The following is a 23,696-nucleotide window of genomic DNA, read 5'->3' as shown; positions in this document are numbered from 1 at the left end:
TCATGAAGGCAGGCCGGTTGGACGTGCCGATATCCGTCGACGTCGCGTTCAGCGAGCTGGCCACGGGCTAGGTGCCCAGAACACAGGGCCGCCGCGCAGGTGAATCCTGCGCGGCGGCCCTGCCGTATGTCGCCGGTGCGTTACCGGGCGCTCAGACCTTCAGCCGAAGGCCGAGCTCGCGCCGGAGCACCTCTTGCGAAGGGAGGCGGCCGAGCACGCGCAGCACCGCAGGCCGCAGCTCCCGTTGTTCCTCTTCGTTGAGCAGTCCGACAAGATCGCGCAGATCCATTTCATCGAATGCCGTTGTCATGGATTCAGATTAAGGCCAGCGGCCCGATTCGTCCTGCGATGCATAGCCACAGGTGGGAGCATATTTTTCAGACCGGACAACCGGTTTATTGGACGGTGCGGTCGTAGCGCGCCCGCGCGGCGATCACGTCGTCCATGCGTGTCTCCGCCCATGCTTTGACCGCGCTCATGACCGGCTGAAGACTGTGGCCGAGCGGGGTGAGTTCGTAGTCGACGCGGACCGGGACTTCCGCGGTGATCCGTCGCTCCACCAGGCCGTCGCGTTCCAGTCCGCGCAGCGTTTGCGTGAGCATCTTGGGACTCACGCCCGCGATGATCCGGTTCAGTTCGCCGTAGCGCAACGGCCCGTCGGCGAGGGCGGCCAACACGAGGCTCACCCATTTGTCGCTGATCCGGTCCAGGAGTTGCCGGGTCGGGCACTCGGCGATGTACGCGTCGTACCGCTGTTTTGCCAGCTCACGGCGCTGCGCCGCGGTCTTCGTCGCCATCGGGAGCACCTCGCTGCCTCTAACGCACTTTCGGGTAACTACTACCCATTGGATAGTAACCGTTCCTAGATTGGTCGGCAGCAGACAGGAAGGAACATCATGCGTGCAGTGGTAGTCCGCCGGCCGGGACCGGAAGCCGTGGTGGAGATCGTGGAAGTGCCGACTCCGCAGCCCGGCCCGGGTGCGGTTCGCATCGCGGTCGCGGCGGCGACGGTGAACCCCGTGGATCTGATGGTGCGGGCGGGCGTGGGCGGCACGCCGTTCGCCGCGCAGCGCGATCAGTGGGGCGTCGGCTGGGATGTCGCGGGCACGGTCGACGCGCTCGGCGCGGGCGTCACGGAGTTCACGGTGGGGCAAGCGGTGATCGGCATCAGCGACCGGCTCGACGTCTCGCTCGGTGCGCAGGCCGACTACGTGGTGCTGGAGGTCGGGAACGTCGCGCCCGCTCCGGTTTCCGTGTCGCCGGTGCAAGCGGCGACCCTCCCGCTCAACGGTCTCACCGCGCTCCAGGCGCTCGACGCGCTGGATCTCGCGTCCACCGACACGCTCCTGGTCACCGGCGCGGCGGGGGCTGTCGGCGGCTTCGCGGTCGAACTCGCGGCGGCGCGGGGTATCCGGGTGATCGCCGCGGCCGCACCCGCCGACGAGGACGCGGTGCGCGCCTTGGGCGCCACCGATTTCGTTCCGCGCCAGGCATCCTTGCCGGATGCCGTCCGCGCCATCGTCCCCGGCGGCGTCGACGCCGCCCTGGACGCGGCCGCCCTCGGCCCGGCGACGCTCGCCGCGGTGCGCGGCGGCGGGCGATTCGCGTCGATCAGCGTTCCCGACACCCCGATCCCGTTGCGCGGCACCAAGGTCCACACAGTCCTGGTCCGCGCCGACCGCACCCGACTCGACCACCTCGTAACCCAAGTAGACGCGGGCAAACTAACCCTCCGCGTAGCGGCGACCCACCCCCTCACCGCCGTCCGAGAAGCCCAATCCCGCCTATCCCTCGGCGGCCTCCGCGGCCGCCTCGTCCTCACCCCCTGACACCCTCCACGAGTGGCACACGGCTGCGGCGGATCGCGAGAAGCCCGCTCCACCGTGTGCCACTCGCGGAGTCAGCGGATGCGGATGGGGTCGTCGGTGGAGAGGCCGGTGCGAGTTCGGGTTGTGGTGGTGATGGGGGCAGGAATGGCGGTGGGGTCGTAGGGGGTGAAGCGTTCGAGGGAGCCCCAGTCGCGAGCCCAGTCGCGGTCGAGGTATGCGGGGACGGTTTGGGATTTCAGCAGCAGGCCGGTCCAGCCGAGTGGGCCGCCGCCGATGTCGTCTTGCCAGGCGTTCGAGGCGTCGGAGCCGACCCGGTCGGGCAGAATGCGCCACTGCGGAATCTCGCCCACGCCGTCCTTGTGGTCGAACGGCCGCTGGCACGGGAAGGCGAGGCCGACGTGCCAGTCGAGTAGCACGGGAGCCTGCGATCCGACCACGGAATTCAGCGTGGCCAGCTTGGGCAGCCGGGGCGGGGTGACGGCCAGCCACTGCTTGGGCGTGATGTCGTTGTCGATCGCGACCAGCCGCACCGCGTTCACTTCCGCCGGCAGCCGGTCCAGCGGCACCCGCAGGTTGCGCCAGGACGGCGCTGGGCCGATGTCCAGCGGATCGATCGAGCCGAGCGTGCGCACCTCGCCGTCCGCGCCACGGACGCCGTACTCCAGGTGCAGTTCCTGTCCGTAGGTGAGCACACCGTCGGCGTCCACCGAGCGGATCCGGCCCGCCGCCGTGATCGCGAGCACCTGGTAGGCGGGGTCGTTGCGCATGCTGTCGGTCAGGTCGAGCCGGTACCACTGGGTGGTCAGCTTCGCCTGCTGTTGCTCGCCCTCCTGGTAGCTGCCCAGCACCGGGGTTCTCGCCGGGTCGAGACCGAACGGCAGCGCGACGGTGCTGCCGTTGATGCCCGCCTGCTCGGTGGTGCCGCCGCCGGTGCCCGCGCCGGTGGTGTTGGTGGTCTTGTTCTCCGAATCCTTGTCCACGGAGTTCGCGCCGCCGCTGACCGTCTCCTCCGCGTCCGCGGTGAGGTCACGCGCGACCCCGTTCGGGGTGAATCCTTTATTCTGCGCGGCCAAGCCGTCCGCAGGCGATCCGGTGAAGGGCTGCAGCAGCGAATCGGCGGTGTCGGTCTCGACGAGCACTTCGTTGGCCAGCGCGCACGAATCCCCGCCGACCGATTGCACATTCGACTTGGTGATCGAGTACGCGGGGTACTGCGTGGCAGCGGCCTTGGCGAGCGAGGCGACCTCGAAGATCACCAGCAGCGCGGCGGCCACGGTCAGCGGCGCGGAGGCCCACCGGTCGAATCGCCGTGGCGCTCCGGGCCGCTCACGCCGGTACGGCTCGCGATAGTGCTGCCATATCGCGACCAGCAGCGCGAGGACACTCAGCCCGAGGAACAACGTGGACAGCCCCTTGCCCGCGACCAACGGCGCCTTGTCCCACCACGGGACACCATAGCTGGACACGTACCACCACCCGTTCGAGCCGGTGAACGTCACGGCGAGCAGGAAGAGCACGGCGGCGGCGAACAACGCGCGGTTGCGCGGCGAGCGAATACCGGTGGTGCCCACCGCGACCGCCGCGAGCGCGGCCAGCGATCCGGCCAGTCCGGCGTACACGCCGAAGTGGTGCGTCCATTTGGTGGGGGTGAACATCATCAGGAACAGCGATGCGAACACGATGCCGAGAATGCGCACCGAGGGGCCGCGCGAGGTGCCCGGAATCCGGCCCTTCCGCAGAACTTGCAGCACGCACACGAGCAGGCACAGCAGCATCACCAGCACGCCGAACCGCCGCGCCAGCGAACCGTCCGGCGAGAGCATGAGCAACGAGTCCCAGCGGGTGCGCTCGTCGAACCACGCGACGTTCGGGCCGACGATCGTGCGCACCCGGGTGGCTTCCAGCACCGTCGCCAAGGTCTGGTCGGCGAAGATCACCACCAGCACCAGCGTGCCCGCGGCGAGGCCGGGGGCGACCAGCGCGGCGAACCGGAACACCGCGCCCGCCCGGGACGGCTCGCGCACCTTCGCGGGGGCGTTCACCGCGGCCGCGGCTTCGGCGGAACCGGCGGCGGCCGCGTCGGCGTCGGGCCCGGTCCGGGCCGGGACGGCGCCGCGAGCGCGCTTGATGATGATCAGCAGCACCGGCCGTGAACCGGCGATCAGCGCCGCGATGCAGATCAGGCCGGTGGGGCCCGCCGCGAGGGAGAACGCGGCGATCAGGACGGCCACCGCGGCGGGCAGCAGCCGTCCGGTCGCGATGGCGCGCTCGATCGAGCACCAAGTGAGCAGCGCGCCCGCCGCGATCAGCGGTTCGGGGCGCAGGCCGTTGTCGTAGGGCAGCCAGAACGCGAGGAAGACCAGGCCCGCCGTCCACAGCGCCACTTTGTTGCGGCGCACCCGCGCGCCTAGGCGGGGCAGCACCTCGCGGCTGATCACCAGCCAGCAGATCACGCCCGCCAGCAGCGTGGGCAGTCGCATCCAGAGACTGGCGTCGGAGATCCGCGACATCCACGCCAGCACCTCGTATGACCACCCGAACGGGGCCTCGGGGACCGCGAACCACCGGTAGTAGTTCGCCATGTAGCCCGCGTGCCCGGAGACGCGCGCCATGTTCAAGATGTAGCCGTCGTCGGACGTGTTCGCCCCGATGACGTGCCACAGCGCCAGCGTGCCCAGCACGACGCCGTCCGCGGGGGTGACCCGCCACCAGTGCGCGGGCAGGAACCGGCGCGGTCGGCGCCCGTCGGCGGTGTCCAGCAGATGCAGTGCGACGAGTGCGATCAGCGTGAACACGGCGGCGGCGATCATGGCGGCCAGCTTCAACGGCGTCGGCGTGGAGGAGAAACGCGAGTCGATGTCCGCGTGCACCTGCGCTCCGGCGAGCCGATCGGCCTTCAGATCGGTGAACACGCCCACCAGCTGCGGCCGGATGTCCCGGCCGACCGTGGACTGGAACGGCGTGCCGTCCTGCCGGGTGACGCCGGTGAGTTCAGCCGTCGTCGCGGCGGCGGTCGACTCGATGCGGATCGTGGCGCAGGACCCGACCTCGGCCAGCGGCGCGGACAACAGCGGGATGTCGCGTTGCACCACCGAGAGGACGCCGTCGGCGACCGAGACCACCAGGCCCTTGGTAGCCGCCCGCCCGGAGGCCACAGGGGCGGTGGACAGCAGCGTGCCGCCCGATCCGAGCTCTCCGGTCATCGAGCAGGGCAGCGTCGCACTGAACCGCAGCGGCTCGTAGGACACCAGCGGCGCCGCCACGCTCCTGGCGCCGGACTCGGGCCAGTCCAGGCTCGCCCGATCCTGCCGCACCGGCAGCAGCGGGGTCAGCAAGGCCAGCAGGAATCCGAGAAGCCCGGAGAGGAGGGCGATCAAGCGGATACGGGTGAACGCTGGAGAAGATCGGTCCGGTCGCACGGTGGTTGATGCTAGCTACCGCCCGGTGTGATGCCGACTGCCCCCGACGCGCGCAGCGAATGAACGTCCCACAGCCAGACGTCCTCGACCCGCGTCGGCGTGAATCCGAGCAGCTGGGTCACGGTCTCCCGCAACACTTCGCCGTTCTTCGTCGCGGGCAGCACCAAGACGTCGGCTTGCCAGAACCGCAGATCGTCCAGCGCACGGGTACGCACGCCCGCGTCGATCGGCGGTACGACTCCAGTGTCCTGGGCCTGTACCAGCAGAGCGGTGGTCGGACGGGCCTCGGGACCGTAGATGCCTTTCTTGCTGGTACCGGTAGGGCCGACGAAGTAGCCGCCCGCCAGCGGGAAGGTGAAACCCGCGTCGGCCTGCCAACGTAGCGCCCGTGCGTCGGGTGGCCGGGGCGGCGGCACCAGGACCACCGATCCGTCGCCGACGTAACGGCGGACGGCGCCGTCGGCGAAGAAGTCCGGTGTCGGCGGTCGCTCGACCACCGGCAGGATGGTCGGGATCAGCGGCAGCAGCGCACCGGTGAGCGCCGCGAACCAGGCCAGCGGCTTCCAGTCCACCGCCGATTGCGTCCATGTCCCCACCGCGCGGTCGCTGGCCAGCGCGAGCACCACCGCGATGGCCGGGATCGCGGCCATGCTCATCCTGCTCTCCAGCACGGTGTTCAGCAGCGGAACATGTTCGGCCCAGCGCCACGGCAGATTGATGCCGGTCGGCTGTTTACCGATCGTGGCGACCGCGCCCAGCGACAGCAGGCCGAAGACCGCGATCACCACGCCCGCGGCCCGCACCACGCGGTCGCGCCACAGCATTCCCACCGTGAACACGACCAACAGCAGCAGCGGCCAGCCGAAGTACGCGTTCTGCTCGGTCGGATTGATCGCCACGTTCGCGCCGGGCGCGAACACGCCGCCCAGCGATTCGGACGGGAACTGCACCAGCGCTTCGAGGTCGTTGCCCATCGGGCCGTGGTCGATCGATCGATAGCTCTGCGGGCCGAAGAATTGCCACCACAGCGGAATCTCGGCGAGTGCCAACGTGATCACCGCGGCCAGCGCGAAAGTCGGGGCGACCACTCGCGTCACGCGCAGCGCGGTGCGCGGAGCATGCGCGTAATACACGATCCCGAACAGGCCGAACGCGATGGCGAAGATCAACAGCGGTTCCTCGCCGAGCGCGATCTGCGTCGCGACCAGAAGTCCGAGAACGGCGGCATCCCGTACCCGCCCGCCCGGCCGCTCCCGTTCCGCCGCGGCCGCTCGCCGCGCCATCCGGATCAGCAGGCCCGCGATGATCGGAAGCAACAGCAGCAAGACGAAATTCGGGTGGGCGTTGGCGTGCGAGATCATTCCGGGCGCGAATCCGCAGAACAGTCCGCCGATCACCGCCGCGACCCGGGACCGGACGAGCTCGCGGACGAACAGGCGATACCACGCGAACGCTGTTCCGGCCAGACCGAGGGTGAGCACGAGTACGAACGTGACGGTCGGCCCGAAAAGCAAGGTGACCGGTGTCAGCGGCACGCCGACACCGAACATGGCCGTGTTGGCCATCATGTTCACCCCGGCCGGGAAATTCTGCAGATCGGTACCGAGCGGGTTGTGCAGGGCGGCCACCGAGTGCGCGGTGACGGCGAAGAACCACTCCCACATCGTCTGGTCCTGACCGCTCTTGATCAGGTATCCGTTGTCGGTATCGCGCCACTGGCCCGACAGCACCGTCGCGGCCAGCGCCAGGTAACCGGCGCATACGAGCAGATCGGCGAGCGGAAGTCGGGACAGCCGCCGGGTACGCGCGGGAGTGGTGAGCACTCCGGTCGCCGTCGCCTCTTTCGTCGCGATCGCGACCGTCGCCGATTCCGCCGGTAGGTCGGTCTCGGCGTCTTGTGCCTGTGTCACCTGCGCATCACTCCTCGCCAGCGCCCTCCGTTGCAACCACGCTGTGCGTGGACCGACAAACGAGAGGGGTATCCACTGCGCGCGAGTTCAACCGCCGCGATTTCAGCGGTGGACGGTGACCAGCGTGAACGGTCCGATGTCGGTGGTGGTGAAACGCGGGTCGGCGAACAGTTCCTTGGGGAAGCTCACCGAATAGCGCGCCACGTTCGGGTCGTTCGGGTAGACGTCCTTGGCCAGCCGCAGTGTGTAGGTGTCGCCGCTGCGCCGGAACAGGAACGCGTCCGGTGCGCGCCACGGGCTCGCCGCGAGCGCGTCGATCAATTCCTGCGGCGTCTTCAGCTTGCTCCAGCTCTCGATGGTCGCCGCCCGGCCCGCGAAGTCGGCGAGCGGGTTGGCGTAGTGGGAGGTGAGCGCCTGGAAGCCGAAGTAGGGATAGAAGGACAGGAAGCTGGTGTCGGCGGTGAGTACCACCGTGTCCGAGCGTGGCCGCCCGGTCTGCGCGGTGAGCGCCGCATCCACTTCGTCATAGAAAGACACGGCCGACACAGGCCGTTTGTCGGCTCGCCTTCCGTCTCCGTCGGTGTCTGTGTAGGCAGTCGTGATCTCCGGAGTCAGCACGTGCGGGATGTCTTGGGCGAACGCCAACGCGCCGATCGTCGCGACGACGATCGCCACCAGCCGGAACCGGGCGGGCTCGTTCAACGCCTGGTAGATCGCCCGCGCGCCCTCCACGAACCCGAACGCGCCCGCGACCGACAGCAGCACCAACAGCACCGGCTCCAGACGGAACGACAGCAACGTGGTGCCCGCCGCGGTCGCGGCCATGGACAGCAGCGCCCACAGGTAGATCGCCGCCACCCCGATGCCCAGCGCCTGCGCCCGTCGCGACGACGCGCCGCGCAGCACCAGCCAGATGATGCCGACCAGGCACAACGCCCCGAGCAGGGAGAACTGGAACATCGGCAACGGCAGTTCCGCTCCCGCTTCGGGCAGATAGTGCTGGGCGGTCCCGGAGCTCGCCGTCGCGCTGCGCAGCGCCTTCGCCAGGTACGGCGCCCACACGACGAGCGCGAACAGCCCGGCGATCACCGCGATCACCACGAGCCGCACCAGCGGCGGCGCCGCCGCGCGCCACGCGGGACGGGTCGGCCCGGTCGCCGCGCGTGCGCGGCGCGGACGGTCGGCGCGCCGCGCACGCACCGCGAGGAAGGCCGCCACCAGACCCATCAGGGCCACCGCGAAGGCCGCCACGAGGAAGTAGAGGGTGTAGAACGTGGCCGCCCAGCCGAGGAACAGCCCCGTGCCGACGACCGCGCCCCAGCCACCGGCCGTGCGATGCTCCTCCGTCACGCCCTCCAGCGGGCGATACAGCGCCCCCCAGGCGAGCACCAGCGCGGGCGGCAGCAGCAGCACGATGACGGCGCTGTAGGCCTCGGGGGCGGCGTAGGCCAGGGTGACCGCCGTGCTCGCCGCCGCGACGCCCACCGCCCAGTCCGCGCGGATCAGCTTCGACCACAACACCAGCGCGACCACCGCGGCCACGGCGAGGAACGTGATCGCGTACGGCTTGAATACTTCCCAGCCGTCCATCCCGAGCAGATTCGCCACCCGCCCGCCGATCCAGAACCAGCCCGCGGGGTAGAACGACGGTAGATCCGCGTACGTCATGTCGCGCAGCGCGGCGGAATCGGTGAGCCGGGTGAGGAACTCGGTGCGGAACTCCTGATCCACCGAGACGCCGAACAGGTACAGCTTCGTCGCCGCCAGCGGCATGCCGACCGTGAACGTGACGAACGTCGAAAGACCCACCCAGGACAGCAGTTTCGCTATCCGGGGCCACTTGCGCAGCCGCAGCAGCGCGATCGCGACCGCGAGCACGACCGCAGCGCCGACCTGCCCGACCGTGGTCAGCGCCCGCGTCACGTTGGAGGAGTTGAACGCGGGCCACTGCACCAGCGAGAACGCGACGAGCCCGACGACGGCCACCACGGCGGCGACCACCGCCGCGAGCGCGGCCTCGCCGACGCCGACCGCGATCTGACGTGCCACGAGTGACCCGCGCCCCGGCGCGGGGGCCGGATCGACGGGACGCGGCGGCGCTTCGTCCGCCGCGGTCACCGTGCTCAACGGACCGCTCCGCGCTCGTCGCACTGGATTACTCGCATGGCGCCTCCGGGTTCACAGGGTCACTCCGTCAGACGATAGGTGCCCGCGCGATCACTGATCACGCGGGCACCATGTCCGAGTTCGGTCGCCGATCAGATCGGCAGTCTGCGGAAGATCGAGCGCGGGATGTGCCGCAGCACCATCATCACGTAGCGGAAGGTTCCCGGCGCCCAGACCAGTTCCTTCCCCCGCTGCGATGCCGCGACCGCCAGCGCCGCGACGTCTTCCTTGTCGACGGTGAGCGGAGCCTCTTTGACATGCGCGGAGAACTGGGTCCGCACCATGCCGGGCCGGATCACCAGTACACGCGGGCCGTGCGGCCGCAGCGCTTCGCCGAGCCCGAGGTAGAAGCCGTCCAGACCGGCCTTGGTCGATCCGTAGACGAAGTTCGAGCGGCGCACCCGTTCGCCGGCGACGGAGGACATCGCGATGATCCGGCCGAAGCCCTGCGCCTTCATCTTCTCGCCGACCAGCACGCCGACGGAGACCGCGGCGGTGTAGTTGATCTGGGCGACTCGCACGGCCTTGGCCTGGTTCTGCCACAGCTCTTCGGGATCGCCGTCGAGGGCGAAGGCGACGATCGCGACGTCCACGTCGCCCGCGTCCCAGGCGGCGTCGATCACCTTGGCGTGCCCATCGGTGTCGAGCGCGTCGAAGTCGATGACCTCGACCTGGCTCGCGCCCGCGGCCTTCATCTGGGCGACCGCGCCCTCGCGCAGCGGATCACCGGGCAGCGCCGCAAGGGTGATGCGCGCGGGCCCCTTCTTCAGGTACTCCGCGCAGATTGCCAAGCCGATCTCCGACGTGCCACCCAGCAGCAGAATCGACTGCGGGTTACCAACGGCATTGATCACTGCAGCTCCAGCCTTCTCGCCATATCGGACATGAAAACGCCTGTGGGGTCGACGCTACGGCGGACCTTGATCCACTCGTCGATCCGGGGATACATCTTGTGGAAGGTCTCGGCGGTGGTCCGCGAATCCTTCGCGGTGTACAGCCGCCCGCCGAACTCCAGCACGCGCCGGTCCAGCTCGCCGACCAGCTCGTTGAGACCGGGCTTGATCGGGAAGTCGACGCAGATGTTCCAGCCCGGCATCGGGAAGCTCAGCGGGGCCTGGTTGCCCGGGCCGAACAGCTTGAACACGTTCAGCGCCGAGTAGTGCCCGGAGGCCTGGATGTCGACAATGATCCGCTTGAACTCCTCGACCGCCTCGGTCGGCACCACGAACTGGTACTGGAGGAAGCCGTTGGAGCCGTAGCCGCGGTTCCACTCCGCGATCATGTCCAGCGGGTGGTAGAACTGCGTCAGGTTCTGCACCTTGCCGGTGTAGTTGCCGCCCATCCGGTAGTAGGCCTCGCCGATGGACATCAGCGTCAGCTTGTTCATCGTCCAGTTCGGGAAGATGTCCGGGACGGTCATCAGCTGCGGCGCGTCGAACTTCAGCGGCTTGCTGCGCAGCCGCTTGGGCAGCTCGTCGAGCTTCGCCAGCCTGCCCCGGGTGATGGTGGCCCGGCCCAGCTTGGGCAGCGGGCTGATCACGTCGAACCAGGCGCTCGAGTAGGTGTAGTCGGCCTCGCTGCCGTCGCTGTGCGCGGCGATGGTCTCGTCGAGGGTCGTGGTCTTCACGCCGTCGTTGAGGAAGTAGGCCGTCTCCGTCGGCACCATCTCGATGGTGGCGCGCAGGATGATGCCGGTGAGCCCGTTGCCGCCGACGGTCGCCCAGAACAGCTTGGCGTTGCGCTTCGGCGTGATGTGCTGCACCTGCCCGTCGGCGGTGAGCAGATCGATCGAGCGCACGTGATTGCCGAAGCTGCCCTCGCTGTGGTGGTTCTTGCCGTGGATGTCGGAGGCGATCGCGCCGCCGATGGTCACCTGGCGGGTGCCGGGGAGCACCGGGACCCAGAGGCCGAACGGCAGCGCGGCCTTCATGAGCTGGTCCAGGCTGACGCCGCCGTCCACGTCCACGATGCGGGTGTCGCGGTCGATCCGGTGGATGTTGTTCAGCGCGGTCATGTCGACGACCAGACCGCCGGCGTTCTGCGCGTGGTCGCCGTAGGAGCGGCCGAGGCCGCGCGCGATCACGCCGCGCCGCAGGTGGGCGGGCTTGCCGTCGTTGTCCTCGGCGACCATGGCGACTGCCTTGGCGATCAGTTCGGGATCGCTGGTCGAGAGCACTTCGGAGGAGGTGGGTGCGGTGCGACCCCACCCGGTCAACGTGCGGGTGCGCGTCGGAAGAGTGAACGCGGTGCCCGCGGCCGGGCCGTCGTTCGCGACGCCGGCGCCTTTGTCGTTCCCGGTTGTCTTGGTGGCGGTCGGAGCTTTCGTGGACATCGGCATAGAGGCTACAGGTATGACGGCAGATGGGGACGCGGTCGCTCTACCCATGGGTAGTGACGAACACGTCGGTTTAGAACCGAAATGAGTGCCCAACCCGGTCCGGCGCTACGCTCGTCGGCGTGCAAGCCGAACCCCAACTGCCGCTTCCGGCCGAGTTGCCCCTGGTCGACGAGCCCGGCGGCACCGAGGTCGACCTCAAGACGCAGATCATCCGGTTCACCCTCACCGGCGGGTTCTCGGCCGTCGTCGACTACGGGCTCTACAGCCTGCTGCTGAACCTGGTCGGTCTCCCGGTCGGCGTCGCCAAGTCGATCAGCTTCGTGGCGGGCACCACAACGGCTTACCTGATCAACCGCCGCTGGACCTTCCAGGCTCCGCCCAGCCGCATCCGCTTCCTCGCGGTGGTCGTTCTCTACGCGGTGACCTTCGCGGTGCAGGTCGGCATCAACAACCTGCTGTACTTCTCGCTGGCCGACGAGTGGTGGCGCCAGCCGCTTGCCTTCGTCGTCGCCCAGGGCACCGCGACCGTCATCAACTTCATCGTCCAACGCTTGGTGATCTTCAAGCTCCGCTGAGTTATCCGCTCGTCGCGGCGTGGTCGGCCAGGAAGGCGCCGACCAGACGATTCACTTCGTCGGGGACCTCCGCGGCCGCGAGGTGTGCGGCTCCGTCGAGGACCACGAGCCGCGAGCCGGGGATGGCGTCGGCCATGACCTCGAGCTCGGGCACGGGGAAGGTGCGGTCCTCGCGGCCTCCGATGACCAGCGTGGGGCAGGTGATCGAGGAGAAGAGGCGCCGCTGGTCCGGGCGGTCGGTCACCACGGATCGGACGGCGTGCACGAGCGACGCCGGATCATTGCGGCGGGCGACGTCGAGAACCTGTCGGACGACCTGCGGGCGCGTGCGTTCGGTCGTCGGACCGAGAAATGCCCGGACCACCGATCCGGTGAGCGGCGGGCGAATCCCGCCGAGTATCCGGACCGCCATCAGCAGCATCCGGTACTGCGCCCGCTGGGCGAGCGGGGCCGATGACGCCGTGCCGTTCATCAGGATCGCGGATTCGACGCGGTCAGGGAAACCGGCGGCGAAGGTGCCGCCGATCATGGCGCCCCAGGAGTTCCCGAGGAAATGGGTCTTCGGTAGTTCCAGCTGATCGAGGATGTCGGCGACGCACGCCGCGCACTCGTCGAAGGTGAAGGGTCGTTCGAGGCGGCTGGACCGCCCGTGCCCGGGCGGGTCGACCGCGATGGTCAGGAAATCCCGGGCCAAATGGTTCACTTGGGCGTCCCAGAGGGCAGCGTCCATGAGAAGGCTCGGCCACATCACGATCGGATCGCCGCTGCCGGTCAGGACGACATGCAGCAGCCCCAGCCGAGTCGGTAGATGAATATGCCTGCGGTCCATGACTGTGCTCATTCCTTGCAGTGAGCGGGCGGCCGATCTGCGTCGCATGTTCCCGCACACGGTGAAACGCCGGTGTCCTGGTCTGTGATCTGTACGATCGGGACTCACGTTAAGCGTGGACCGCTGCGCGCTCGACCTGATCCGTGCACGGGTCTGACGGAAACGCGCACGTCGGTCTGGGAGGTTGCTGGTGTCGGTCGCCGAGCCGTATTTCGTGGGGCGGGTCGATACCGGCGCGGTCCTGCCCCGGGAGTCGGCCGACCTCTGGGCCGAGCACGTCGGTCGTAATCAGGGCACCTTGCAGTGCCGTTTCGCCAGTCCGTCGTCGTTCCGAGGAGCGATGGCCGTGCAGCGATACGCGGGCTATCAGCTGATCGACTTCTGGTCGGACAGCATCGTCTATTCCAGATCCCGTGCGGATATCCGGCGTGACGGCGATGAGGGTCTGAGGGTGATGATCGCGACCGACGGAGAAGTGCGGCTCCGACAGGACGACGCCACCGCCCAGGTGTTGCCGGGGTACGGCGCGGTCGTCACCAAGACGCGTCCCGTCGACTTCGGCCAGCCCCTCGCTGCGCGCGGGTGGGTGATGAACGTCCCCGCGGGCGCTCTGCCGCTCGAAGTCGGCGCGGGACCTGCGCTGATCGACCTGCGCGAGGGCTTGGGCGCGGTCGTCTCAGGCCTGATCAGCGAACTCGGAGAGCAGCGTGCGACTGTCGACGGTCCCGAGTTCGCCGCCGCCTGCGACACGATCATCGATCTGCTCCGCCTCTGCCTGCGCCGCCGCGCCGCGATGCCGACCGTGCTGGCCACGGTGGACACCGCGGTTCGTGACCACGTGCTCCGGCACGCCGACGATCCCGATCTGACTCCGATCGAGATCGCACGAAGCCTCGGTTGGTCACTGCGCCAGGTCCAACTGGCCTTGCATCACACCGGCACGACACCGAGCGAGCTGATCCGCGGCGCGCGGCTCGACCGCGCCCACCGCCGCCTGCGCGAATCTTCCTCCGACCGCACGGTCGCCGAAATCGCCTACGCCAGCGGCTTCCGCTCCCTCAGCGCCTTCGGCTCCGCGTTCAAGGCACGATTCGGGGTCACCCCGCAGGACGTACGATCTCGTTGACGGCGTCCGGGCGCTTCTCGGATCCGCGGAGCGGTGGCCCAAGCCTCGCCCCGAATTGATCAGTCGAGAGAGGTTCGAGTCGAGGAATCGCGCTCAGCCGGTCAGAACGAGCAGTCGGTGGGACGGCCTGCCCAGCCGCCCTTCAGGAATTTGATGACGGCGCAGAACAGATCCTCCGACCAGGAACCCACCGGGGTCACGGCCGAGATCGTGGCGACGGGTGTGGAGACAGGTGCGGCGACAGGTTCCGCGGCGGCCGAGCCCACCGGAACGACGAGTCCTGCGATCACGGCGGTGACGACGACAAGCTTCTTCATCAGGTGGCCTCTTCCGTGGTTGTGGATGGCGGCTCGTAGTGCCGCACAACCGACTGATCGGCAGCAATTACCCCGACGTTACGAAGTATGTTGAGCACCAAGCAATTAGACCTCGCTGTCGGCCAGGCACACGGCTGTGGCATTGCCCGAGAGAGGTCTCGATGATGTGCCGCTCGCGGGCAGGCTGATTGATTGGCTGTGCCAACGATGTATGGTGGCTGTTGTGGAGGAGACACCCGCGCGCCTGGCCGCGAAGCCGAGTTGGCTGGTCACCCAGTTGGCCGTGCACGCCCACCGGTTGGCGTCCGACAGCTTCGGCGAGGTGGGTGCGCGTGGGTACCACTACCGCATTCTGGCCGCGCTGGACGAGTTCGGGGCGGCGAGCCAGGCCGAGCTCGGGCGCCGGTGCAACATGGACCGCAGCGACGTGGTGGCGGCGATCAACGAACTGGCCGGCCAGGGTTTCGTCGAGCGAACGCCGGACCCGGACGACCGAAGGCGCAATATCGTGACCCTCACCGAGGCGGGCAAGGGGCAACTGCGGCGCATGGATCAAGCGCTCGAGAAGGTGCAAGACGACCTGCTCGGACCGCTATCGGCCGAGGACAGAAACGATCTGACCCGCCTGCTCACCCGCCTGCTCGCGCACCATCAGCGGGGTTGACGGGCCTGGTCCACCGCTGGCGGCGCCCGGCAAACCTCGCCGCAGCCGGTGATCCGCCGCGCCACGCCCTTCAGGAGCCGCTGATCGTCGTGTCGGCCAGCTCGCGTTTCTCCGCCTTCGCCCCGAAGTAGTCGCCGCCTTTGGCGCGAATGTTGTCGGTGCCCCACTCGCGTTGTTCGCGCGGGGCGGGGATCAGGTGTGGGATGTGCTTGCGGCAGTGGATGTATGCCTCTTGCACATCGACCACCACCCACTGCTCCGCGGCGCGGCCTTTGTGGTTGACGGGCAGGTCGGGCACGGTGGTGCGAAGTGCCGGGTCGGAGACGATGCGGGCCGAGCCGTTGATGTGCAGTCCGATGAGGTCGCGCACGAAATCGATGAGCAGAATCCCGACGTGCGGATTCTCCAGGATATTGCCGAGACTCGCCATGACGCCGTTGCCGCGGTATTCCGGATAGGCGATCGTGCGGTCGTCTATCACATGGAGGAAACCGGGCAGTCCGGCGCGGAAACTCGAGTCGCATTCGCCGTGTTCGTCGGCTGTGGCGATGAACGCCATATCCATCCGGCCGATGAAATCTATCATCGTCGGATTGAGCCGGTCGAGCACCTGATCATCGTAGAAGCGCTGTGCTCGATCTGCTGTTCCGTACCGTTCTTGCAGCTCACGCTCTCCGTCGCTGCCACTGTGTCCACCGGGCATCGCAGCCCCCTCCGGTCGCCGGAATGCGGGTTACACCAGGCTCGACGTTGAACCGCGGTCGTCTCGAGATCGCGTCCATTTTAGATGAGATCCACGCGGCAAAACGTCGAAATCCCCGTCGAGAATGCCCCTGATTCGGCTGCGGCGCAAGTATTTCCGACGGTTAGCTAAAAGCCGACCGGCCGGAATAATATCCGGCCGGTCGGGATTTGCGGGATCGGTTGGAGAGATGTCAGGCCGGAGTCAGTGTCACCGGAACGCCGTTGAACACGGCGTTGCCGGAGGGCGCGTCGACCACCGAATCATCGGTGAGCACATTGGCATTGACGCCCGCGTGCGTGCGGGCCACGGTCTGCGCGCTGTCGGCGTGGCCCCACCCGTGCGGCAGGCTGACCACCCCGGGCATGATGGCCTCGGTCGGCTCCAGCGGGACCGTCAGCGTTCCGGCGGCCGATTTCACCACCGCCTCGTCCCCCAGCCCCAGTCGCTCCACATCGGCCGGATTGATATGCAACGTGCACCGATTCGATCCGCTCACCAGCGTCGAGATGTTGTGCATCCAGCTGTTGTTCGACCGCAGCTGCCGCCGTCCGATCAGCACGATCTCCGGCGCGGCGTCGGCCAGGCGCGCCCGCATCCGTGCCACGTCGTCCAGCAGCGGCTGCGGGGCCAGGTCCACCCGCCCGCTCGCCGTACGCAGCGCGCCCGGCAGGCGCGGCTGCAACGGACCCAGGTCGATACCGTGCGGGTTGTCCAAGAGCACTCGCAGATTGAGTGTGCCGCCGTTCCATTCGCCGTACGGCCCGAGGCGCAGCATCAGGTCGATGCGCTGCTCGGTGCTGTTCTCGCCGATCAGGTCGCCGCGCCGTTCGGGGAAACCGGCCTTGTGCAGCATCCCCGCGATGACGAGTTCGTCCACGGCGGTGAGCGGATCGATCCCGTCGGAGCCGTCGTGCGGCCTGCCGGTCAGCGCGGCGGCGAGGCGAGCCAGGACGGCGGGTTCGGAAGGCCGGTCACCCAGCGGCACCAGCGGGCGCGAGTAGCGCGTGTAGTTGCGCACGGCGAATTGCAGCAGCGCGAAGTCGTAGTGCGGGGATTGCGTCGGACGCGGGGGAGGCAAGATCACATCCGCGTGCCTGGTGGTCTCGTTCACGTACCGGTCCACGCTCACCATGAACTCGAGCTGGGCGAAGGCCTCGTCCAGACGCGCGCCGCTCGGCGCGGACAGCACCGGATTGCCCGCGACCGTCACCAGGGCACGGATCTGCCCTTCGCCCGGCGTGGTGATCTCGTCGGCGAGCGTCGCGACGGGCAGCTCGCCCATCGCCTCGGGCAGCCGGCGGACTCGACTGGTCCAGCGCCCGGCGCGGAACGGCTTGGTGCGGGGGATGCCGCCGGCCGCGGCGGTGGCGAACATCGCGCCGCCGGGGGAGTCGAGGTTGCCGGTGAGCGCGTTGATCGCGTCGACGAGCCACTGCGTGATGGTGCCGAATTCGGCGGTGCACGTGCCGATACGGGCGTACACCGCGGCGGACGGCGCCGCCGCGAGCTCACGGGCGAGCCGCACGACCGTGGACGCCGGTACGCCGGTGCGGGCCGCGACCGTCTCCGGGTCGAACGTGGCGGCGGCCGTGCGCAATTCGTCCAGGCCGGTCACCTCGACGCGCAGATCGGTCAATTGCTCGGCGAAGAGCGTGTGCACGATGCCGAACAGCAGGTACGCATCGCTGCCCGGCCGGATGAACAGGTGCTCGTCGGCGAGTTTCGCGGTGCGGGTGACCCGCGGATCGACCACCACGAAACGGCCGCCTCTGCCACGCAGCGCCTTCAGCCTGCCCGGGAAATCCGGTGCGGTGCACAGCGAACCGTTCGATTCCAGCGGATTGGCCCCCAGCATCAGCAGGTAATCGGTGCGGTCGAGGTCGGGCACCGGCACGGTGAGCGGATCGCCGAACATCAGCCCACTGGCCACCTGCTTGGGCATTTGATCGGCGGTGCTGGCGGAGTAGATGTTCTTGGTGCCCAGCGCGCGTAGCAACGCCGGTACGTACAGCGTGCCCGCCACGGTGTGCGCGTTGGGATTGCCCAAGTAGGCCGCTGCCGACTGGGTTCCGTGCTCGGCCACGACGGCGGGGAACCGCTCGGCGATGTAATCGAAGGCTTCGTCCCAGGTCACGGTGCGCCAGGCACCGGTAGCGCGGTCACGAATCAGCGGGTCGGTCACCCGGTCCGGGTCCTCGTCGAGATGACCGAAGCTGGCTCCCTTCGGGCAGATGAAGCCTTTGCTGAAGGGATCACTGCGGTCGCCGCGGACCGAGGTCACGTGGTCGTCGGGATCCAGGGTGATTTCCAGGCCGCAGACCGCCTCACAGAGCGGGCAGGTCCGCAGCAGATTGCGCGATTGCGTGATCGGGGCCATACCCCATCTTCGCGTTCGACAGTGGAACTGAAAAGAGAACGCTTGATATCGGCGACGCCGAACGACCGGTACCCGGCAGCGCTCCGGGGTGGGGATCCGGAGCGCCGGGACGGATACCGGTCGCAAACAGGCCGGGTAGCGCGGGCCCGGCCCGCGATCAGCAGGTGAACTCGCTCAGGGGTGCGTTGCTCAGCAGGCGATGGTCAGCTTGGCGCGGCGCGACGTGGTGGCGGCGCGCACGGCCGCGGCGATCGCGACGACCGGCGGAACCCAGCGGGCCTCGCCGGGCGCGACGCCCCAGCAAGCCGAACCGGCCGAGAGGTGGGTGGGCGGCAGCGGGATGCCCGCGCCGTCGGTGTACACGGTCGCTCCGGCCTCGCGCAGCGCCTCGAGCGCCATCGCCGCCTTGCGGACGCCCGTGACCAGGTGAATCTCGCGACGCTCCGTGCCCGGGATCTCGATAACCGCACCCGACAGGTTGTTCGCCCGCAGGAAGCGGCGGACCTCGCCGGCCAGCTCGCCGGTGACCTCGATGCCGGACAGGTCGTCGTCGGTGATCAGGCTCAGACCGTTGGCCGTTTCGGCGACCGTCCACCCGCGCTGGTTGTAGTCCTGCGCAGCGGCGGTCAGCTCGGCCGCCGTGACGGAAGTCGGAAACGTGGTGCGCACTGTCTTCTCCATTCCCCGGTAGATCTCTGGGTCCTGCATTCATGGGTCGTATCGGCGGGGGACGCCGTGGGCGTTACGGGTTCTCCGAAAGAATTTCCAGAGTGTCGCCTACGTCTCATTTCCGGAAGGTTCGTCCGGGTATCGCCGGGCATCCCGAGGTGGCTCGCCATGCTTGCCACGCAGCTACTTTCGGCCGTGGACCTGGCCACTCGCTGCGCCGGAGCTGTGAGATCGCTGTGGGGTGGGCGTGATGGGTGTTGCGGGTGCGAAAACATACCGGGGGCGTGTGTTTCCGGCTGGATCCCCCCGCCTCGGACAGGGAGGATTCTCGGCATGAGCGTCAGGCTCGAAGGAGGACCCGGCATGAGTGACGAAGCCAACGGACCCGGCGCGCCCGCGGACGCCGACGAGTACGAGGCCGAATCGCGCTGGATCACGTGGAAAGAGTCGGCGGCCGAGCGGTTCTCCAAGTCCGCTCCCGGCGAAGAGCAGCCCGCCGAGCCGTTCCGCAGCCCGCGCGCGTTCGCGCAGTGGAGCGCCGCGGCCGCGCGCGCCCTGCTCGACGTGCAGTTCCACCGCCCGGCCACCGGCACTCTCTTGCCGCTGGCCTACATCCTGGGACTGGTGTTCGCCTTCGCCGTGCCCATCACGTTGACGGTATCGGCGTGGCGGGTGTCCGCGGTGCTCGGCGTGCTCGCCGCGGTGCTGGGCGTGCCGCTCGGCCTGACCATCGCCGCCGCCGTGCGCCTGATGCTCGAGTTCCTGGTGAACGCCTCGCGTCTGGCGACCAGGGTGGAGCACATCAGCGAGTTGGCCGACGACCTGTTCCAGGCGTTGTCGGACGTGGCCGAGCCGGTCAACCAGCTGTCCGAAGACGTTCGGGCGGTGCAATTCTGGCGCTTCCGCAAGCGAAACCCGCGCAGGTAGGGACGAAATCGCGTCATGCGGAAGTAGTTTGACTCGCAGGGGCCACCGGCCTGGCTGGGACACGCGCCGTGACCGCTGCGAGCTTCACTGTGAACAATGCTGTTCGGATACCCGGCATCCACCTCGGGTGTCCGAGGGCGTGCCGCGTCGCAGACCGAGGATGGTTCACGGTGCGCGCGGTGCAGGGCGAACAGGGGGGAAGCATGGCTTTACCGCAGGGAACGACCGGATCGACCATGCCGCGGCGGCAGCTCGGCAGGCATTTGCGTGATCTGCGCAACCGGGCCGGGATGACCACGCGGGTGGCCGCGCAGCAGTTGGAGTGGTCGGAGGCGAAGATCTGGCGGATCGAGACCGGGCAGACCTCGCTGCGCGGACTCGATGTCGAGGCGATGTGCAAGGTCTACGGCGCGCCGCCCGACCTGCTCGAACCGCTGCGCGCGTTGGCGCGCGACACGAAGGCCAAGGGCTGGTGGACCACCTACGGCGACGTGATCGCGGAGGGCTTCGACGTCTATATCGGGCTGGAAGAGGCGGCCACCAGGCTGTCCACCTACGAGAACGAACTCCTACCCGGCCTGCTGCAAACCGAGGGCTACACTCGCGCGCTGTGCACGGCGGCGCACCCGGAGTTGGCCGCGCATGAGATCGACCGCCGGGTGCGCTTGCGCCAGGCCCGGCAGACCCTGGTCACCCGGGCCGACGCGCCGCTGCGGCTGGACGCGCTGATCGATGAGGCGGTGCTGCGACGGCGCATCGGCGGCCCGGCGGTGACCGCCGAGCAACTCGACCATCTGCTCCGCATAGCGCAGCTGCCGAACGTCCGGATCCGGCTGGTGCCCGCGGATTGCGGCTATCACGACGGCATGGCGTCGGGTCGTTTCGTGCTGTTGGAGTTCGCCGAGGCGGGTTCCGGCGAGCGGCCGGAACCGCCGGTGGTCTACCTGGAGACGTTCACCGGACCCGTCTACGTGGACAAGGAGCACGAGATCGCGCGCTTCCGAGCGGCGTTCGCGAGCATCGAGGCGGCGACGATCGACGCGCGTGAGCGCATCGAGGACGCACGGAAAGCGCTCTGAGTAAAACGCTTCAGGCCGCGCTGATCAGCACTTCGGCGGCCCCGGCAATTCCCAGGTGTCGCTCAATACCGCCCGGTGGGTGGGCAGGGCCCGGTCGTAGACCTCGCGGCCCTTCTCGGTGAGGCAGACGAACACGGCGCGGCGGTCTTCCGCACACATGGTGCGCTGAACGAGGCCGTCGCGCTCCAGCCGTGCCACGGCCCGCGACAGCGCGCTCTGGCTGAGGTAGATGTCGTTGGCGAGGTCGCTCATCCGGTAGTCGCCACAGTTCGCGTCGATCAGCCGGTCCAGCGTCTCGAATTCGCTGAGCCCGATGTTATGACCGTTCTGGAGCGCTTTCTCGAGCGCACAACTCACCGCCGCGTGTCGGTCGAGCAGCTCGCGCCACTCTCCAACCAGCCCGGCCGGCGCGGGAGCGCGCCGGGCTGTGCTCACGGTGGTCGGCTTCGACATGGCCCCATCTTAGTGGGCACGGCATGTCCATGCAACCGCATTAAATGTGTTGGCATTTAATGCGTGCGCATGTAATGTTCCCCGCATGACTTCACCAGCAACGCTCTCGGCCGCTCAGGCGACCGATCCGACCAGATGGTCAGCCCGGCTCTGGGGCATGCTGATCACGCTGTGCATCGTGTTGTTCCTCGACGGTCTCGACGTCTCGATGATCGGCGTCGCGCTGCCGTCCATCGGCACGGAACTCGATCTGTCCACCTCGACCCTGCAATGGCTGGTCAGCGGTTACGTCCTCGGGTACGGCGGTCTGCTGCTGCTCGGCGGCCGCACCGCCGACCTGCTCGGGCGGCGCAAGGTCTTCCTGATCGCGCTCGCCGTCTTCGCGGTCGCCTCGCTGGCAGGCGGTCTGGTCAGCTCCGGTCCGCTGCTGATCCTCACCCGCTTCGTCAAGGGCCTCGCCGCCGCGTTCACCGCACCGACCGGCCTTTCGATCATCACCACCAACTTCGCCGAGGGCCCCGCCCGCAACAAGGCGCTGTCCATCTACACGGTGTTCGGCGCGGGCGGCTACTCCATGGGCCTACTGTTCGGCGGTCTGATGACGGGCGTCGGCTGGCGCTGGACGTTCCTGCTCCCGGTGCCGATCGCGCTCGCCGCGCTGGCCGCGGCCTACGTGCTGGTGCCCAAGGACAAGCCGGCCGAGGAAGGCGGACACGACCTGTTCGGGGCGCTGCTGTCCACCGCCGCCATGCTGCTGCTGGTCTACACCGTGGTCGCCGCGCCGGAAGCCGGGTGGGCGTCCGCGCGCACCATCGGTTCGTTCGTCGCGGTCGCCGCGCTGTTCGCCGGATTCGTCGCGGTGGAGAAGCGGGTGCGCTACCCGCTGGTGCGCCTCGGGATCCTGCGCAAGTCCTCGCTGGTCCGGGCCAGTCTCGCGATCGTGGCGGTGGCGGGCTCCTACTTCAGCTGGCAGTTCATCGTGACCCTGTACATGCAGGACACTCTCGGTTGGTCTCCGCTGAAGCTGGCCATGGCGCTGCTGCCGGTCGGTCTGCTGGTCGTGCTGTCGGCCTTCTTCTCCGACCGACTCGTCGATCGTTTCGGCACCGGGCCGGTGATCGCGGTGACCATGACCGTGATGGCCGTCGGTTACCTGCTGTTCCTGCGGTTGGACACCGCACCCTCCTACCTGACCATGCTGCTGCCCGCGGTGCTGCTCATCGGCATCGGGTGGGTCGGCTTCCCCGCCATCAACATCCAGGCCACCAACGGCATCGATGACGAGGAGCAGGGTCTCGCCGCAGGCGTGCTGCAGACGTCCATGCAGGTCGGCGCGGCCATCGTGCTCGCGGTGACCACGGCGATCATCGCCTCCGGCGCACACGCCGACATCTCGGCCGCCGGGATGCTCGACACCTACCGTCCCGGTCTGGAGTTCGCCGCGGGCGTGTCCATCGTCGGCGCGCTGGTCGCCCTGCTGGCCTTCGTGCCGCGATTCCGCGGCCGGGAGCAGGCGGCGGACGAGGTGAAGGAACTGGAACTCGTCGCCTGACTGCCGTGCCGCCGAGCGCTGTCACCCGTATCGGGTGGCGGCGCTCGGCGCTATGCGGCCTCGCTGAGCCCGGACTTCCGGACTGCCTTCGCGCCGCTCGGCTCGGCGCGGACCGCGTCTGCTGCGCGTCTCACCACGCTCGGCTCGGCGCGGGCGATATCCTCATGCCGCTCATGAGAACGGCGGGGCCGCGGTGTCTTTCGCGGAGCGGACGAAAGTGAGTTCCCGGCCGTCGCGCCCCACCCGCGGCCACTCGATGCCGAGCGCGGGATCGAACGCGTCGATATCGTGGTCGAACTCCGGCTGATACTCCAGGGAGCACAGATACGTGACCGTCGAGCCGTCCTCCAGCGAGAGGATCGCGTGGCCGAGCCCTTCGGACAGGAACACCGAGCGCCGGTCGACGTCGTCGAGCAGCACGCTGTCCCAGCGGCCATAGGTCGGCGAGCCGGGGCGCAGGTCGACGACCACGTCGAGGAAGGCGCCGCGCACGCAGGTCACGTACTTGGCCTGTCCGGGCGGGTCCTCGGTGTAGTGGATCCCGCGCAGCACCCCCGCGGCCGACACCGAGCAGTTGACCTGTCGCAGGTCGAACGGCCGCCCGGTCACCTTCTCGAACTCCGAGGCTTTGAACCCCTCGAGGAACATGCCGCGACTGTCGCCGTGCTGGCGCGGCGTGATCACCCACGCGCCCGGCACCGCGAGTTCCCGGAACTCCATG

General features: G+C 68.7%; 21 protein-coding genes. 7 read left to right on the top strand and 14 right to left on the bottom strand.

Going from position 1 to position 23,696, the window contains the following annotated elements; translation table 11 throughout:
• Positions 1-151 precede the first annotated feature (151 nt).
• Positions 152-310: a hypothetical protein gene (locus tag ACIHAX_RS18545; RefSeq protein ID WP_169332658.1), complete on the bottom strand. Its 159-nt coding sequence runs from the start codon at positions 308-310 to the stop codon at positions 152-154.
• 85 nt (positions 311-395) lie between these two features.
• Complete coding sequence (locus ACIHAX_RS18540) at positions 396-797, bottom strand: helix-turn-helix domain-containing protein (RefSeq protein ID WP_355073117.1); 402 nt, start codon at positions 795-797, stop codon at positions 396-398.
• A gap of 99 nt (positions 798-896) precedes the next feature.
• Between ACIHAX_RS18540 and ACIHAX_RS18535 the strand changes: the two genes are divergently transcribed.
• Positions 897-1,829: an NADP-dependent oxidoreductase gene (locus tag ACIHAX_RS18535; RefSeq protein ID WP_397278666.1), complete on the top strand. Its 933-nt coding sequence runs from the start codon at positions 897-899 to the stop codon at positions 1,827-1,829.
• A gap of 71 nt (positions 1,830-1,900) precedes the next feature.
• On the opposite strand, the gene ACIHAX_RS18530 is transcribed toward ACIHAX_RS18535, so the two are convergent.
• From ACIHAX_RS18530 to ACIHAX_RS18510, 5 genes are all read right to left on the bottom strand, one after another.
• Complete coding sequence (locus ACIHAX_RS18530) at positions 1,901-5,248, bottom strand: arabinosyltransferase domain-containing protein (RefSeq protein ID WP_364432921.1); 3,348 nt, start codon at positions 5,246-5,248, stop codon at positions 1,901-1,903.
• Positions 5,249-5,259: 11 nt separating this feature from the next.
• Positions 5,260-7,158 (bottom strand): glycosyl transferase, encoded by a 1,899-nt coding sequence (locus tag ACIHAX_RS18525; protein WP_397278663.1) that lies wholly within the window; start codon positions 7,156-7,158, stop codon positions 5,260-5,262.
• A gap of 102 nt (positions 7,159-7,260) precedes the next feature.
• Entirely contained in the window at positions 7,261-9,276 is a 2,016-nt protein-coding gene (locus tag ACIHAX_RS18520) for a galactan 5-O-arabinofuranosyltransferase (RefSeq protein WP_397278848.1), read from the bottom strand.
• Between the two features lie 140 nt (positions 9,277-9,416).
• Entirely contained in the window at positions 9,417-10,178 is a 762-nt protein-coding gene (locus tag ACIHAX_RS18515) for a decaprenylphospho-beta-D-erythro-pentofuranosid-2-ulose 2-reductase (RefSeq protein WP_355073111.1), read from the bottom strand.
• Entirely contained in the window at positions 10,175-11,662 is a 1,488-nt protein-coding gene (locus ACIHAX_RS18510) for an FAD-binding oxidoreductase (RefSeq protein WP_355073109.1), read from the bottom strand. Before ACIHAX_RS18510 ends, ACIHAX_RS18515 begins: the two co-directional genes overlap by 4 nt.
• Before the next feature lie 119 nt (positions 11,663-11,781).
• Between ACIHAX_RS18510 and ACIHAX_RS18505 the strand changes: the two genes are divergently transcribed.
• Entirely contained in the window at positions 11,782-12,237 is a 456-nt protein-coding gene (locus ACIHAX_RS18505; protein ID WP_355073107.1) for a GtrA family protein, read from the top strand.
• A gap of 1 nt (position 12,238) precedes the next feature.
• Here ACIHAX_RS18505 and ACIHAX_RS18500 read toward each other — a convergent pair whose 3' ends face one another.
• Positions 12,239-13,078: an alpha/beta fold hydrolase gene (locus ACIHAX_RS18500; RefSeq protein WP_355073105.1), complete on the bottom strand. Its 840-nt coding sequence runs from the start codon at positions 13,076-13,078 to the stop codon at positions 12,239-12,241.
• A 178-nt stretch (positions 13,079-13,256) separates the two neighbouring features.
• Here ACIHAX_RS18500 and ACIHAX_RS18495 point away from each other — a divergent pair, with 178 nt between their 5' ends.
• A complete protein-coding gene (locus ACIHAX_RS18495; protein ID WP_397278661.1) occupies positions 13,257-14,192 on the top strand; it encodes an AraC family transcriptional regulator in 936 nt (311 codons plus the stop codon).
• Positions 14,193-14,293: 101 nt separating this feature from the next.
• Here ACIHAX_RS18495 and ACIHAX_RS18490 read toward each other — a convergent pair whose 3' ends face one another.
• Complete coding sequence (locus tag ACIHAX_RS18490; protein ID WP_355073102.1) at positions 14,294-14,509, bottom strand: hypothetical protein; 216 nt, start codon at positions 14,507-14,509, stop codon at positions 14,294-14,296.
• A gap of 223 nt (positions 14,510-14,732) precedes the next feature.
• On the opposite strand from ACIHAX_RS18490, the gene ACIHAX_RS18485 reads away from it, so the two are divergent.
• A complete protein-coding gene (locus ACIHAX_RS18485) occupies positions 14,733-15,173 on the top strand; it encodes a MarR family transcriptional regulator (RefSeq protein ID WP_355073100.1) in 441 nt (146 codons plus the stop codon).
• A gap of 70 nt (positions 15,174-15,243) precedes the next feature.
• On the opposite strand, the gene ACIHAX_RS18480 is transcribed toward ACIHAX_RS18485, so the two are convergent.
• The 3 genes from ACIHAX_RS18480 to ACIHAX_RS18470 form a co-directional block, all read right to left on the bottom strand.
• Positions 15,244-15,876, bottom strand: a complete 633-nt coding sequence (locus ACIHAX_RS18480; RefSeq protein WP_364432936.1) for a pyridoxamine 5'-phosphate oxidase family protein — start codon at positions 15,874-15,876, stop codon at positions 15,244-15,246.
• A 232-nt stretch (positions 15,877-16,108) separates the two neighbouring features.
• A complete protein-coding gene (locus ACIHAX_RS18475; RefSeq protein WP_397278657.1) occupies positions 16,109-18,295 on the bottom strand; it encodes a molybdopterin-dependent oxidoreductase in 2,187 nt (728 codons plus the stop codon).
• A 189-nt stretch (positions 18,296-18,484) separates the two neighbouring features.
• Positions 18,485-19,003, bottom strand: a complete 519-nt coding sequence (locus ACIHAX_RS18470) for a hypothetical protein (RefSeq protein ID WP_355073094.1) — start codon at positions 19,001-19,003, stop codon at positions 18,485-18,487.
• Positions 19,004-19,327: 324 nt separating this feature from the next.
• On the opposite strand from ACIHAX_RS18470, the gene ACIHAX_RS18465 reads away from it, so the two are divergent.
• Both ACIHAX_RS18465 and ACIHAX_RS18460 read left to right on the top strand, forming a co-directional pair.
• Positions 19,328-19,891 (top strand): DUF4282 domain-containing protein, encoded by a 564-nt coding sequence (locus ACIHAX_RS18465; protein ID WP_397278655.1) that lies wholly within the window; start codon positions 19,328-19,330, stop codon positions 19,889-19,891.
• A gap of 203 nt (positions 19,892-20,094) precedes the next feature.
• Complete coding sequence (locus tag ACIHAX_RS18460) at positions 20,095-20,970, top strand: helix-turn-helix domain-containing protein (RefSeq protein WP_397278653.1); 876 nt, start codon at positions 20,095-20,097, stop codon at positions 20,968-20,970.
• A 24-nt stretch (positions 20,971-20,994) separates the two neighbouring features.
• On the opposite strand, the gene ACIHAX_RS18455 is transcribed toward ACIHAX_RS18460, so the two are convergent.
• Positions 20,995-21,423 (bottom strand): MarR family transcriptional regulator, encoded by a 429-nt coding sequence (locus ACIHAX_RS18455; RefSeq protein ID WP_356963355.1) that lies wholly within the window; start codon positions 21,421-21,423, stop codon positions 20,995-20,997.
• Positions 21,424-21,508: 85 nt separating this feature from the next.
• Between ACIHAX_RS18455 and ACIHAX_RS18450 the strand changes: the two genes are divergently transcribed.
• On the top strand, positions 21,509-22,975 hold the full coding sequence (locus ACIHAX_RS18450) for an MFS transporter (RefSeq protein WP_355073086.1): 1,467 nt from the start codon (positions 21,509-21,511) through the stop codon (positions 22,973-22,975).
• A 171-nt stretch (positions 22,976-23,146) separates the two neighbouring features.
• Here the strand turns inward: ACIHAX_RS18450 and ACIHAX_RS18445 are convergent, their stop codons facing one another.
• The gene (locus tag ACIHAX_RS18445; RefSeq protein WP_364433006.1) at positions 23,147-23,695 is read right to left on the bottom strand and encodes a dTDP-4-dehydrorhamnose 3,5-epimerase; all 549 of its coding nucleotides are present in this window, start codon (positions 23,693-23,695) and stop codon (positions 23,147-23,149) included.
• Position 23,696: the final 1 nt, after the last annotated feature.

The sequence above is a fragment of the Nocardia sp. NPDC051929 genome, assembly GCF_044548645.1.
GTDB classification, from domain to species: Bacteria; Actinomycetota; Actinomycetes; order Mycobacteriales; family Mycobacteriaceae; genus Nocardia; species Nocardia sichangensis.
The sequence above is the reverse complement of the archived record's forward strand: the minus strand, read 5'-3'. Positions and strand labels throughout refer to the sequence as shown.

What these genes read in the sequence shown, in the direction of transcription:
- ACIHAX_RS18540 (WP_355073117.1), bottom strand. Translation starts at nt 797, where the DNA reads ATGGCGACGAAGACCGCGGCGCAGCGCCGTGAGCTGGCAAAACAGCGG.
- ACIHAX_RS18500 (WP_355073105.1), bottom strand. Translation starts at nt 13,078, where the DNA reads ATGAGCACAGTCATGGACCGCAGGCATATTCATCTACCGACTCGGCTG.
- ACIHAX_RS18535 (WP_397278666.1), top strand. Translation starts at nt 897, where the DNA reads ATGCGTGCAGTGGTAGTCCGCCGGCCGGGACCGGAAGCCGTGGTGGAG.
- ACIHAX_RS18460 (WP_397278653.1), top strand. Translation starts at nt 20,095, where the DNA reads ATGGCTTTACCGCAGGGAACGACCGGATCGACCATGCCGCGGCGGCAG.
- ACIHAX_RS18465 (WP_397278655.1), top strand. Translation starts at nt 19,328, where the DNA reads ATGAGTGACGAAGCCAACGGACCCGGCGCGCCCGCGGACGCCGACGAG.
- ACIHAX_RS18455 (WP_356963355.1), bottom strand. Translation starts at nt 21,423, where the DNA reads ATGTCGAAGCCGACCACCGTGAGCACAGCCCGGCGCGCTCCCGCGCCG.
- ACIHAX_RS18490 (WP_355073102.1), bottom strand. Translation starts at nt 14,509, where the DNA reads ATGAAGAAGCTTGTCGTCGTCACCGCCGTGATCGCAGGACTCGTCGTT.
- ACIHAX_RS18480 (WP_364432936.1), bottom strand. Translation starts at nt 15,876, where the DNA reads ATGCCCGGTGGACACAGTGGCAGCGACGGAGAGCGTGAGCTGCAAGAA.
- ACIHAX_RS18545 (WP_169332658.1), bottom strand. Translation starts at nt 310, where the DNA reads ATGACAACGGCATTCGATGAAATGGATCTGCGCGATCTTGTCGGACTG.
- ACIHAX_RS18475 (WP_397278657.1), bottom strand. Translation starts at nt 18,295, where the DNA reads ATGGCCCCGATCACGCAATCGCGCAATCTGCTGCGGACCTGCCCGCTC.
- ACIHAX_RS18445 (WP_364433006.1), bottom strand. Translation starts at nt 23,695, where the DNA reads ATGGAGTTCCGGGAACTCGCGGTGCCGGGCGCGTGGGTGATCACGCCG.
- ACIHAX_RS18450 (WP_355073086.1), top strand. Translation starts at nt 21,509, where the DNA reads ATGACTTCACCAGCAACGCTCTCGGCCGCTCAGGCGACCGATCCGACC.
- ACIHAX_RS18470 (WP_355073094.1), bottom strand. Translation starts at nt 19,003, where the DNA reads ATGCAGGACCCAGAGATCTACCGGGGAATGGAGAAGACAGTGCGCACC.
- ACIHAX_RS18510 (WP_355073109.1), bottom strand. Translation starts at nt 11,662, where the DNA reads ATGCCGATGTCCACGAAAGCTCCGACCGCCACCAAGACAACCGGGAAC.